This is a genomic window from Niastella koreensis GR20-10, from assembly GCF_000246855.1.
Lineage (GTDB): Bacteria > Bacteroidota > Bacteroidia > Chitinophagales > Chitinophagaceae > Niastella > Niastella koreensis.
Genome location: NC_016609.1, coordinates 8,779,762 through 8,792,497 on the forward strand (window position 1 = coordinate 8,779,762; position 12,736 = coordinate 8,792,497).

Sequence of the window (12,736 nt, forward strand, 5' to 3'; positions counted from 1 at the left end):
CGCCAGTACGGAAGATGCAGTCGCCTTCATGAGCAAAGATCAAGTCGAATTATCAGGAATGTATGCAAATATTGTTGTTGCGAATTTTAAAGAAAGAATTCGTTACTTCTTCCGTAAAATAGCTGACTTTCCTGCTCTTATTGTAAACAACTGGGCAAATGTTGCTTAGAATCACCTTTGTTGCCAACTTTTCGACGCTGGTAACTTATTATGCAGTATTTCGAAGTAACAATGACTCATTTAGGCCTAACATTATGGGATAAGTTGCAAACTAGAGGTTGCGGCGCCAACTTTACAGCACAAGTAGCTAACATTGTGCGTTTACTTTTAAACATCGGCGCAAAAGTTGAGCAACTACAGCAGAAGATTAGCTCAAAATGCGTCATTGTTGGCAACTTACGAGTCAAAGTGCGCAAATAACGTATTGTAGTGCCTTATTGATGAAAAATAGAGAAATATTAATGAATTATGGTGAGAAATTGACGACTTATGATGTACCGGTCATTAGCTTCCGCTATTGATTTTTCGGAATGTATAATCGAACCGTCATGAATTGCATTTGTTGGTTGAGGTACAGTTGGTACGCTGCTTCTGTAAGACATTGCAAATAATTATATGACATCCAGGCCAGCCAGGGCGTGAAGTCGTTGGAGTCGTTAAAGCTGATACCGGCTTCGAAGAAGTCGGCTAGCTCCCGCCGCACATAATCTATTGAGAATTGTTGGAAGAAATGGTTGATCGCTGCAATTGGATTTTCCCACTGAGTGTCAGTTAAGTAAGTTAATTCCATCTTTGACTTAGTTGTTGCAACTACGTACAATGCCTCCACCAAAGGCCGCAACTGCTGATAAAACTCCTTTAAAACTTCCTGGTCATTATCATTTGAATAGGGGCTTTGTGTGTTATTTACGGCTGCCTGTGGCCAATTGGGCAACAAATCTTCAGTTAGGCCGGTTAAGGAGATCTGGTCGAAAATTTCGGCTATGACCATATTGGGGTGAGATTGGGCCTTTTCGATAAGATGGGCGGGTTTGGAAAAGCGAATTGATCGATTGTCTGCGGCTGGAATTATTTGGAAGGGTTTGTTATAGGTTTTCATGGGTGAGAGCAGTTAGTGGTAGAGAAATTTGGAAGTGGTAAGATAACCTGTTCCTTGTGGTTATGAAGTTTAAAAAAGCTCCTAATTCGGGCAGCAAATATGCTTTATAGTTATTAAATTGATTACGATCAAGTACTATTGAAGGTCATGGCGGTAGGATTTATTGATTATTTGTATAGGATATCTATACTAAAGTATCAAATAACCAACAATAATACAGATAATTGTACAGCTTTTTTGAATTATTTTATCTTCCATCCTATAAGAAGTATAGAAAAAGCTAACAACCAATGACAAAGCTCGGGGAATATCTGGCTCAAAAATCAGTCAATAAATCTGAGGTTGCCCGGAAAACCGGATTGACCAAGGCCCGCATGAATGAACTTACTTTAAATGAGCGAAGTCATTTAAGGGCGGAGGAGTTATATTTAATTGCCTTGGCAATAGATGTTAATCCAAGCGAATTGTTGGATGCATTATATGGTGAATTAAAGAATAAGAAAGTAAGAAGGGTATAATCAATTATAAACATACATCAAAAGAAATAGAAGACGCTATTCCAGAAGGCGCCACCTTCCAGGATATGGTAAAGCTGAAGGGCAAGCCTGAAATCGGTGACTTTGTGAACAAGAAGATTTTCGCCCCTATTCGCGATGCGAACAAAATGAGCGATTTTGCCAATTTTAACGACGATGAAAAGCTCGGTAAATCTAAATTACCATGGATAAAACAGCAACAAAAGAAAATCCGTAATCAGGAAAGAGAAAGTAGAAGGGAGTTTTTGAATAGAAATGCATTACTTCCAGGGACGAAAAATACTTATTGCGACTTTTCCAGGTACAAGAGTCGTCAAAAGTGGCATTGAATAACAAGTATATCGATTTATATGTGAGGCCAGGTACAACTGCTTTACAATGTCAGAATATACTAAATAAATTGTATCGTAATGAAATGAAAGAACTGGTACCCACTTATATAAAAAAGTGGGAGAAGGTAATGCACGTAAAAGTGAATGAGTTTGGAATTAAGCTTATGAAAACTAAATGGGGCACCTGCAATATTGAATCAAAGAGAATCTGGCTTAATTTGGAACTAGATGGTACACTTATTAGAACGAAAGCATAATGATCGTTTTGTTGGGTATCTGGAAAAATTTATGCCCCAGTGGAGGAGCTATAGGGATGAGTTAAATAGATTGCCTATAAGTCATTTGGATTGGGAGTATTAAAATTATAGGTCGCCAAATTTATGGACACCTAAAAATAAAATACTATATGAGTAGTGAATTTTTGATATATCAAACACCAAATGGGAATACGAAAGTAGATGTGCGGGTTGAGAATGAGACAGTATGGCTGAGCCAACAGCAAATGGCTGAACTATTTCAGACTACCAAGCAAAACATTAGTTTACATATTAAAAATATATATGAGGAGGGTGAGTTAATTGAGGAGGGAACTGTCAAGGAATACTTGACAGTTCAAAATGAAGGAAGCCGGGAGGTGAAAAGGAACCTTCAGCATTATAATCTTGATGTGATCATTTCGGTCGGTTACCGGGTAAAGTCGCATGTAGGCACCCACTTCAGGATCTGGGCTACACAGCGATTAAAAGAATACATAATAAAAGGTTTTGCACTGGATGATGAGCGATTGAAGCAGGCCCGTAATAATTATTTCGATGAATTGTTGTCCCGTATCAGGGACATCAGGAGTACTGAAAAAATATTTTACCGAAAAGTATGTGACATATTTGCTACCAGTATTGACTATGATCCTTCCACCTCACAAGCCAAAGACTTTTTTGCAACGGTGCAAAATAAATTTCACTGGGCCATCCATGCCCACACTGCAGCCGAATTGATTATGGAAAGGGCTGATGCAGGTCACCCTAATATGGGGCTTACCACTTGGCCGGGTGAACAAATCAGGAAAGAAGATGTAACAGTTGCCAAAAACTACCTTACGACAAATGAACTGGATCAATTGAACCGTATTGTAAACCAGTATCTGGAGTTTGCTGAATTGCAAGCCATGAACCGGAAGCCTATGCATATGAGTGAATGGCAGGTAAAATTGCATGGATTTTTAACATTGAACGACCGGGAAATACTGCAACATAAAGGAACTGTAAGTCATGAACAGGCTGAGAAACACGCATTGGATCAATATAAATTATATCAGAAAACAATAGCCGACAATACGGTGGATGAATTAGACAAGAGTATAAAGAAGTTACAAAAGCCAGATGGCAAAAAATAGCAGGCGAAATATTGCTGAAGTAAAAAAGATTGTATGTGGACTTCTCATTGAATAAATTTAACCTAAAGAAATATGATCCCGGACTTTCAAACGATTATGCTGCCATTGTTAACAATCCTAAAAGATGGCAAAGAACACAACTTACGTGATGTAATAAAAGAAATTTCTGATCAGTTCAACTTAACTGACGAGGAGCGTGTACAATTGCTTCCAAGTGCCAACCAGGCTATAATAAATAATAGAGTGGGCTGGGCAAGAACTTATTTAAAAAAGGCAAACTTACTTGACACCCCAAAGAGGGGAGTATTGAAAATCACCGAGGATGGTATTCCCATATTGTCTAAAGGTCTTACGAAAGTTGATGTGAAGTTTCTTCAAACTTTACCAAAGTTTCAGGAGTGGCAGCGCTCCTACGCCGCCAAAACAGATGATGGTGAAGCGATAGGGGAGGAAAGTAAAATAGAAGCTCAAACAGGCAAAACACCAGAAGAGCTATTAGATTATTCTTATAATCAGTTAAAAGAGGAATTAGCATCTGAGATAATTGATAAAGTAAAATCATGCAGCCCGGCTTTCTTTGAATTACTTGTCATTGATTTATTAATTAAAATGGGTTATGGTGGTTCACGGAAAGAAGCTGGTGAGGTGTTAGGTAAATCCGGGGATGGCGGAATAGACGGCATAATTAAAGAAGACAAATTGGGGCTCGATACTATTTATATACAGGCTAAACGCTGGGAAAATACTGTTACCATTCACCAGGTAAGAGATTTTGCCGGATCTCTTCTAAGTAAAAAAGCAAAAAAAGGAATTTTTATTACAACCTCATCATATCCAGCGAGTGCAAAAGAATTTGTGGGTAGTATAGATCCAAAGATTGTACTGATTGATGGAAATGAATTAGCAAACCTAATGATTGAATTTAAGGTAGGCGTATCAGTAAAGAAGACATATGAAGTGCAACGATTAGATAGTGATTATTTTGATGAGGTTTAACCTAATATGCCCGGGTCTCATCCAATGACTTTTGTTCATGAATCATGAACAGGCAAAAAAAATGAACAGGTCAGGGTTATAAATAATGAAACCCGCCAGTCCCAGCCAGCGGGTTTTAAAATATATTTTAAGAAACTATTTGCCGGATTTAAGTGCATTCTTAGAAGCCCCATACCCAAACTGCACCCCACCTTCCCCCACCGAATCCACCTTAATCTCCTTACTCCGCTCCCCATTCACACTGTAAAACTGCGTAGGCACTGTCAAAGCCCGCACCTTCGCAAACGACAACCCCTGACTATTCTCAATATTAATCAACGGCGAAGTCTCTGTACACTGCAAAGCCACATTAGAAAGCGACACCCCACTAGCCTCGATCAAATCCACACCTCGCCGACTTTTAATTGTCACATCAGAAATCGAAATATCCTTAATACTCATCTCAGGCAGCCCACGAATGATCATCGCCCGCGATGCACCATCGCAAACAATATTGCTGATGTAGAACTTGCGGAACTGCGGCGTACCCTCATCCACTGGTGGGATTTCAATCTTACCAGCCCCCAGGCTCACAGGTTTGCCGAAGTAGTACATATCAAACGAAATAGCATCATTTACAATGTCGCGCATGCTGATGTTCTTGATGTAAATGTTTTCCACCACGCCACCGCGACCGCGTTGGGTTTTGAAGCGTAAGCCTACATCTGTTCCTATGAAGCTACAGTTGGTAACAAAAATATCATGCGCGCCGCCGCTCATTTCACTGCCGATCACAAAACCGCCATGTGCCTTGTAAACAACGTTATCGTGTATATAAATGTATTGAGAAGCCTTGCCCGCCTTGCGGCCTTCTTCATCTTTGCCTGACTTAATACAAATTCCATCATCGCCACAATCCAGTGTGCTGTTCTTTACCTCTACATACGAACAGGATTCTATATCCATACCATCGCCGTTTTGAGCGCTGGGCAGGTTGCGAACGCGAACACCATCAAGGGTCAGTTGCTCACAATACAACATATGCAGATTCCAGCATGGAGAGTTTTGAAAAGTGGTATTTTGTAATAATACCTTCCTGCAGTTGCGCAGCACCACCATATTGGGGCGCAGGTAATCCTTTATAGCCGCGTAGTCGGTTTTGGGGCCTTTCTCTGTCTCGGCCTTCATATAAGCTTCTGAAGGATACCAGCTGCGTCCATCGGCGGTTACAACGCCTCCGGAGGCTGTCAGTTTCTTCCATTCTCCCTCGGTCACCTTATCCTTCTTCACCATCCGCCATATATCGCCATTTCCGTCAATAACGCCATCGCCGGTGATAGCTACATTCTCCAGGTCGGTACCGGAAATGGGCGCCTGGTTGCGCACCGCTTTCTTGCCTTCAAAATAAGTTTCTATCAACGGGTATTGCGTTTTATCTGCAGTGAATTGTATTAAGGCTGCCCGGCTTACATACAGGTTCACGTTGCTTTTAAGTACAATGGGACCGGTCAACCAAATACCCTGCGGTATAAGTACCACCCCGCCGCCTTGTTTGCTGCAGGCCTCGATGGTTTTATTGATGGCTTCCGTGTTCAGGGTAAGCCCATCGCTTTTAGCGCCAAATTGCGTGATGCTCAGCGTATCTTTTTTAAATGTGGGAAGAGTAACCTTGGGTAAGTTATTCCAGGAATATGTCTGGGCCTGGGTATAAAGGGTGATGCTGGTGGCAATCGCCAGTAATGCTATCCGGTTCATTGTAAAAATTTATAAGTCTGCGAAAAGACGCTTCATTCCGTCGTTTCGTTGCAGGGACAGCTCTAATATACTGTCATTTGGACAATAATTATTCAATGCACAGGACGGCATAAACCGGGACAGGTTTGGCAACCGGGGATTGAAAAAAAATGTGGATATTGCCACTGAATTGATCGTATGTTATTGACCATTACATCCACTCACCAGCCGGCCTCCGATCTGAGTTACCTGCTGCACAAGCACCCTGATAAAGTTCATGAAATTGAAATTTCAAGCGGGGTTGCCCACGTATTTTATCCCGAAGTTTCAGAAACCCGTTGTACGGCTTGTTTGTTACTCGATATTGATCCGGTTGCACTCGTGCGCCGCAGCAGCGGTCCGCGCGGCAATGATTTTGCGCTGGAACAATACGTGAACGACCGGCCCTATGTGGCCAGCTCGTTCATGAGCGCTGCCATTGTAAAAGCATTCTCTACGGCCATGAACGGGCGTTGTAAAGACAAACCTGAGCTGGTGACGATTCCCATGCCCCTGGAAGTTGAACTGGCTGCCATCCCGGTACGCGGTGGCGAAGCCGTGGTGAAGGAATTATTTGAACCATTGGGCTATACCATTCACCTGCAGCGGCATCCGGTTGATCCGAAATTTCCCGAATGGGGCGAAAGCCGGTATTTTACGCTCCGCTTAACCAATACAGTAACGGTTCAACAGCTATTATCACACCTGTATATCCTGATCCCGGTTTGCGATAACGACAAACATTACTGGATCGGCCAGCATGAAATAGAAAAGCTGCTGGAAAAAGGGAAAGATTGGCTGCCTGCGCATCCCGCCCGGGAATTCATTACCATGCGGTATTTAAAACACCAGCGCAGCCTGGCGACCCAGGCGTTGGAAATATTGTTAAAAGACGAAGTGAGCGAAGACAACGAGGAAGAAAAAGAAATGGAACCGGAGCAAAAGATAAAAGTGCATGACCTGCGGTTGCAGGCTGTACGGGATGAACTGGTAAAAGCCAATGCTAAAACGGTGGTTGACCTGGGTTGTGGCGAGGGAAAATTGTTGCGGTTACTGCTGGCAGAAAACCAGTTTGAACGCATCCTGGGAATGGATGTAAGTTATCGCTCGCTCGAAATTGCAAAAGATAAATTAAAGCTCGATAAACTGGCGCCCAAACAACGGGAACGGATCGAGCTGATCCAGGGTTCCCTCATGTACCGCGATCATCGCATCGGGGGTTTTGATGCGGCGGCGCTGGTGGAGGTGATCGAACACCTGGATGAAGCGCGGCTGGCTACTTTGGAAAAGATCATCTTCAAGTACGCCAAACCGGTGGATGTGGTGATCACCACACCGAATGCCGAGTACAACCGGCGGTTTCCCAATTTTGAGCAGGGCCAAATGCGGCATAGCGATCACCGGTTTGAATGGACGAGGGCCGAATTTCAACAATGGGGCAATCGCCTGGCAGAACAATACAACTACAGTGTGGTTTATAAACCGGTAGGAGAGGAAGATCCTGAAGTGGGCGCCCTGACGCAAATGGCAATTTTTACTATAAGATCCTGAGCGAAGTCGAAGGATCGAAACGCAGTTATATCATATGGCAAATAATAGGAACATACATATACCTGAATTATCATTGGTGGTGTTGATAGGAGCCTCTAGCTCCGGTAAATCAACCTTTGCCCGCAAGCATTTTAAACCAACGGAGATCATTTCTTCCGATCAATGCCGCGCGCTGGTTAGTGATAATGAGAACAGCCAGGAAGCCTCTACAGACGCTTTTGACGTGGCGCGTTTTATTACGGCCAAACGCCTGAAGGCCGGCTTATTGACGGTCATAGACGCTACCAATGTACAGGAAAGTGCCCGGAAAGACTGGGTACGGCTGGCGCGGGAATACCATGTGTTGCCCGTGGCTATTGTTATAAATATGCCCGAGAAGTTGTGTGTGCAGCGTAATGAAACCCGGCAAGACCGGGATTTTGGCAAACACGTAATTCCACAACAGATCAGTCAGCTAAGAAGAAGTTTGCGGCACCTGAAGCTGGAGGGCTTTAGAAATATTGTTGAGTTGCGTACTCCCGAAGAGGTGAACGCAATTGATACTATTATTCGCGACCCCTTGTACAACAATAAAAAGCAGGAACACGGTCCGTTTGATCTAATTGGTGATGTACATGGCTGTTATGATGAACTGGTAGAACTGATACATAAACTCGGTTATAAAAACACAGACGGTATTTACCAACACCCTCGTGATCGCAAGCTGGTTTTTGTGGGCGACCTGGTTGACCGCGGTCCTAAAACCCCGGCGGTGTTAGACCTGGTGATGACCAATGTAAAAGCGGGTACTGCCTTTTGCGTACCAGGCAATCACGATGCCAAATTGCTGAAGTGGCTGAAAGGAAAAGACGTGACCATTGCGCATGGGTTGCAGGAATCCATCGATCAGTTAAACCGGGAAACACCGGCCTTTCGTGAAGAAGTAAAACAATTCCTGGATGGCCTGGTAAGCCATTATGTTTTTGATGGCGGCAACCTGGTAGTGGCGCATGCCGGTTTACGGGAAGAAATGCATGGACGTGGTTCCGGCGCCGTGCGGGAATTTTGTATGTATGGCGAAACCACCGGTGAAATTGATGAGTTTGGCTTACCCGTTCGTTATAACTGGGCAGCCGAATACAAGGGAAAAGCGATGGTGGTATATGGTCATACCCCGGTGCCTGAACCACAATGGCTGAATAGAACGATTGATATAGATACCGGTTGCGTTTTTGGCGGCAGGCTTACAGCTTTACGCTATCCTGAAAAAGAATTGGAGAGCGTACCTGCTTTGCGGGAGTACGCCGTTTCAAAACGTCCGTTGCAGAAAAAAGAAGGCCAGTTGTCACTGCAACATCAGCACGACGATGTGCTGGACATTGCCGATGTAACAGGCAAGCATATAATAGAAACAACCTATGGCCATAACATTACCATCAAGGAAGAGAATGCCATCACCGCCCTGGAGGTAATGAGCCGGTTTGCCATCAACCCCAAATGGTTGATTTACCTGCCGCCAACAATGAGCCCTTCTGAGACAAGTAAACTCGATGGCTACCTGGAATACCCGGCAGAGGCATTTGAATATTACCGCAGTACAGGCGTGGAGAGAGTGGTTTGTGAAGAAAAACACATGGGTTCACGCGCCGTAGTAATTGTGGGGCGCGATGAAAACGCCATTAAGCAAACTTTTGGAATAGAAAATGAAGGCATAGGCGCCGTGTATACCCGTACTGGCCGGCATTATTTTAACGATAAGAAAACCGAACAGGATTTTCTGTTGTTGGTAAATGATGCGTTGGAGAAATCGGGTTTTTATGACCGGTTTCAAACCAGTTGGGTTTGCCTGGATACCGAACTGATGCCCTGGAGCGCCAAGGCCCAAAGTTTGCTTGAAACACAATATGGTTCAGTAGGAGCAGCGGCTACTCAAGGGTTACACAGTGCGGTAGCGGCCTTACAGCAAGCCGCTGCGCACAACGAAGCGGTGGTCTCCCTGTTGCAGGAATACAAATTGAAACAACAGCAAACGGCTCAGTTTATTGACGCTTATCGCCGGTATTGCTGGCCGGTGCACTGCCTCTCCGACTATAAGCTGGCGCCATTTCATATTCTGGCCACCGAAGGAAAGGCATGGGTAGATCAGTCGCACGAATGGCATATGGAAAACATTCAGCTGATCTGCGAAGAAGACCCCTCCGTATTGCTGTCAACGTCTTATAAGATCGTTGAGCTGAATGACGAGGCCAGTGTTCAGGACGCCACCAACTGGTGGTTGTCGTTAACGGCAAAAGGCGGCGAAGGGATGGTGGTGAAACCTTTTCAGTATATTCATACCAACAAGAAAGGACTGGTACAACCAGCGATCAAGATCCGGGGACAGGAATACCTGCGCATAATATATGGACCAGAGTATACCACACCCGAAAATTTGAACCGGTTAAAAGCGAGAGGCTTGAACGCCAAACGGTCGCTGGCCTTACGGGAATTTGCACTGGGCGTGGAAGGGCTGGAAAGATTTATAAAAAAGGAGCCGTTGCGCCGGGTCCATGAGTGCGTTTTTGGCGTATTGGCATTGGAAAGCGAACCGGTTGATCCACGGTTGTAGTACAATCACCTAACTTAGTAACATGAAATTTTTACATCCGGCTATAAAGGAAGGCAAGAAATTTTTGAACCCGGTACCTACAAATATCGAAACTGATACAAGTTGGTGGGCTGTGTTGTGGAAGTACATCACCAATAAAGCGGAAACAACGCCTAAATGCAAATTGGGCCCGTTTACTACGGATGTCTCGAAGTATCAGCAACCGCCGGCATCGGGTCTTCGCATTACCTGGGTGGGGCATTCCAGTATCCTGATAGAAGTGGATGGGCTTCGTTTGCTCACCGATCCGGTTTGGAGTACAAGGGCATCGTTTTCGCAGTCTTTTGGGCCAAAGCGTTTTTTCGCCGCGCCCTTGCCATTGCAAGCCCTGCCGCCACTGGATGCTATTATTATCTCGCACGATCATTACGATCACCTCGATAAACACGTGATCCCATTTTTCGCCAATTCCAATGTGCCGTTCTATTGTTCAATAGGTGTTGGCCCTTATTTGAAAGAATGGGGCATACAACCCGAACGGATCCGTGAAATGAACTGGATGGATTCGCATCAGATCACTGCTACCTGTAAACTCACGGCGCTGCCTGCGCGGCATTTTTCAGGCCGCAGTCTTACCAACCGGTTTGAAACCCTGTGGTCGTCGTTTATTATAAAAACAGCTGATTACAATATTTACCATGGCGCCGACTCGGGCTGGTACGATGGCTTTTATGAAATAGGCGAAGCCTATGGTCCTTTTGATTTAACCATGCTGGAAATAGGCGCCTACAACCAAAGCTGGGCCGATATTCACATGGGACCCGATAACGCTGCTAAAGCCCATCAGGCATTAAAAGGAAAACTGATGATGCCCATCCACTGGGGTACCTTTAACCTGGCGCTGCACCCCTGGTACGAACCCGTTGAACGGATCCAGAAACTGGCGGCAGAACAACATATTCAATTATTTCTGCCCAAACCCGGCGAGCCAACCGAAGTAACCGGGGCCGCGTATAATTCACATTGGTGGGAGTAAAAGGTAGTTTGTCTAAAAGGATGGAGCCGTTTCCTGAAATAGTTTTATATTCAGGAAGCACTTTCGTAATGAAAGATTAAAAAAAATTGCAATGAAAAGAACGATCCTCGCCATCCTGCCTGTCCTGCTTATTATAAGCGCCTTTCAATTATCAACCACTCATAATGCTAAAACGGCGCCCATCGTTACACCGGATGTAAAAAGCCGCATTGACGCTACCTTAAAAAGATTCATCGACTCCGGCAAAACTGCCGGGGTTTCCGCCCTCATTTTTGAAAGGGGAAAAGAAGTATATTTCAACTCCTTTGGGTATGCCGACCGGGAAGCAAAGCTGCCCATGGACCGCAACACCCTCGTGCGTATTTTCTCCATGACAAAACCGGTGACGGGTGTGGCGTTGATGACGTTATATGAAAAAGGCGCGTTTCAACTGGATGAACCGCTTTCAAAATATTGCCCGGAGTTTACCGATATGAAAGTATACGAGGGTGTTGATGCCAGTGGCAACCTGATACTGGTACCTGCCAAACGCCCCATCACTATTCGCGATATTACCCGCCACACAGCAGGTTTTGCCGGTACCGACATTCCCGCCCTGGCCGAGCTGGTGAAAAAAGCCAATTATATGGCGCCCACCAATACGTTGAGTGAGATGGCTAAAAAGCTGGCAAGTCTGCCCCTGCAGTTTCATCCCGGCGATCAGTGGGCATATGGTCCTTCGGTGGATGTACAGGCTTACCTGGTTGAAAAGTTATCGGGCAAACCCTTTGATCAATATGTGAAGGAAACTATTTTAGACCCGCTGAAAATGACGAACACCCGGTATGTGATACCCGAAAGCGATCGCAACCGTTTTGCCGCCTTGTATAACAGAAGTGATGATGGCGTATTGACCCGGGTTCCCGATGAGCAGGCCAATTCCTTCAATACAAAAGACTGGGCATTGAAACCGGGTGGCTTTGGATTGACTTCTACCCTTGATGATTATATGAAATTCACGCAAATGCTGGTGAATAAAGGGCAACTTGGCAAAGTGCGCATCCTGAAGCCTGAAACAGTTAAGCTCATGTCGACCAGTCAATTAAGTGATACTATTACAAAACGTATGTGGCTGCCCAGCAAGGGACGCGTTGGTTTTGGAATTGACTTCGCGGTGCGTACTCAACCACCTGCCAATAAAGACGAAAATAACGGGGTAGTGGGTGAGTTTTTCTGGGATGGAGCGGCTAGTACAGTATTCTGGGTTGATCCTGCTAATAACCTCACGGCTGTTTTATTTACCCAGTTGGTTCCCTTCGATAAAGTGAAGCTGCATAAGAGTTTCAGGGATGCGGTGTATGGGGAGTTTGATGGTGCGGGGAAATAATTTGCGTTACGAAAAAATTAAATAGTAACGGTAACTGCCCCTCTCATCAATTGTTCCGGATTTTGTTAACCGTTAGTTATTGGCCGATTGTCTGATTTTTTAAAAAGTT

At 44.7% G+C, this 12,736-nt stretch carries 13 protein-coding genes; 11 read left to right on the plus strand and 2 right to left on the minus strand.

Features of this window, described 5'->3' with window-relative positions; translation table 11 throughout:
• Positions 1–28 precede the first annotated feature (28 nt).
• The gene (locus NIAKO_RS38895) at positions 29–169 is read left to right on the plus strand and encodes a hypothetical protein (RefSeq protein ID WP_155966952.1); all 141 of its coding nucleotides are present in this window, start codon (positions 29–31) and stop codon (positions 167–169) included.
• Between the two features lie 345 nt (positions 170–514).
• Here NIAKO_RS38895 and NIAKO_RS35325 read toward each other — a convergent pair whose 3' ends face one another.
• Complete coding sequence (locus NIAKO_RS35325) at positions 515–1,099, minus strand: hypothetical protein (RefSeq protein ID WP_014223307.1); 585 nt, start codon at positions 1,097–1,099, stop codon at positions 515–517.
• Between the two features lie 290 nt (positions 1,100–1,389).
• Between NIAKO_RS35325 and NIAKO_RS35330 the strand changes: the two genes are divergently transcribed.
• The 6 genes from NIAKO_RS35330 (at position 1,390) to NIAKO_RS35345 (ending at position 4,356) form a co-directional block, all read left to right on the plus strand.
• Positions 1,390–1,617, plus strand: coding sequence for a helix-turn-helix domain-containing protein (locus NIAKO_RS35330; protein WP_014223308.1), 228 nt, complete (start codon positions 1,390–1,392; stop codon positions 1,615–1,617).
• A gap of 65 nt (positions 1,618–1,682) precedes the next feature.
• The gene (locus NIAKO_RS37515) at positions 1,683–1,964 is read left to right on the plus strand and encodes a hypothetical protein (RefSeq protein WP_049815671.1); all 282 of its coding nucleotides are present in this window, start codon (positions 1,683–1,685) and stop codon (positions 1,962–1,964) included.
• Positions 1,955–2,224, plus strand: a complete 270-nt coding sequence (locus tag NIAKO_RS39895) for a YgjP-like metallopeptidase domain-containing protein (RefSeq protein WP_394365449.1) — start codon at positions 1,955–1,957, stop codon at positions 2,222–2,224. Before NIAKO_RS37515 ends, NIAKO_RS39895 begins: the two co-directional genes overlap by 10 nt.
• The gene (locus NIAKO_RS39900) at positions 2,196–2,327 is read left to right on the plus strand and encodes a YgjP-like metallopeptidase domain-containing protein (RefSeq protein ID WP_081195822.1); all 132 of its coding nucleotides are present in this window, start codon (positions 2,196–2,198) and stop codon (positions 2,325–2,327) included. Before NIAKO_RS39895 ends, NIAKO_RS39900 begins: the two co-directional genes overlap by 29 nt.
• Positions 2,328–2,469: 142 nt before the next feature.
• Positions 2,470–3,360: a virulence RhuM family protein gene (locus tag NIAKO_RS35340; RefSeq protein WP_262493713.1), complete on the plus strand. Its 891-nt coding sequence runs from the start codon at positions 2,470–2,472 to the stop codon at positions 3,358–3,360.
• Between the two features lie 72 nt (positions 3,361–3,432).
• Positions 3,433–4,356 (plus strand): restriction endonuclease, encoded by a 924-nt coding sequence (locus NIAKO_RS35345; protein WP_014223310.1) that lies wholly within the window; start codon positions 3,433–3,435, stop codon positions 4,354–4,356.
• Positions 4,357–4,491: 135 nt separating this feature from the next.
• Here NIAKO_RS35345 and NIAKO_RS35350 read toward each other — a convergent pair whose 3' ends face one another.
• Positions 4,492–6,090, minus strand: a complete 1,599-nt coding sequence (locus tag NIAKO_RS35350) for a glycoside hydrolase family 28 protein (RefSeq protein WP_014223311.1) — start codon at positions 6,088–6,090, stop codon at positions 4,492–4,494.
• 177 nt (positions 6,091–6,267) lie between these two features.
• Here NIAKO_RS35350 and NIAKO_RS35355 point away from each other — a divergent pair, with 177 nt between their 5' ends.
• From NIAKO_RS35355 to NIAKO_RS35370, 4 genes are all read left to right on the plus strand, one after another.
• Entirely contained in the window at positions 6,268–7,659 is a 1,392-nt protein-coding gene (locus NIAKO_RS35355) for a 3' terminal RNA ribose 2'-O-methyltransferase Hen1 (protein ID WP_014223312.1), read from the plus strand.
• A 34-nt stretch (positions 7,660–7,693) separates the two neighbouring features.
• Positions 7,694–10,246: a polynucleotide kinase-phosphatase gene (locus NIAKO_RS35360; RefSeq protein WP_014223313.1), complete on the plus strand. Its 2,553-nt coding sequence runs from the start codon at positions 7,694–7,696 to the stop codon at positions 10,244–10,246.
• A gap of 22 nt (positions 10,247–10,268) precedes the next feature.
• On the plus strand, positions 10,269–11,261 hold the full coding sequence (locus NIAKO_RS35365; RefSeq protein WP_014223314.1) for an MBL fold metallo-hydrolase: 993 nt from the start codon (positions 10,269–10,271) through the stop codon (positions 11,259–11,261).
• Positions 11,262–11,352: 91 nt separating this feature from the next.
• Positions 11,353–12,627 (plus strand): serine hydrolase domain-containing protein, encoded by a 1,275-nt coding sequence (locus tag NIAKO_RS35370; protein ID WP_014223315.1) that lies wholly within the window; start codon positions 11,353–11,355, stop codon positions 12,625–12,627.
• The last annotated feature ends 109 nt before the right edge of the window (positions 12,628–12,736 follow it).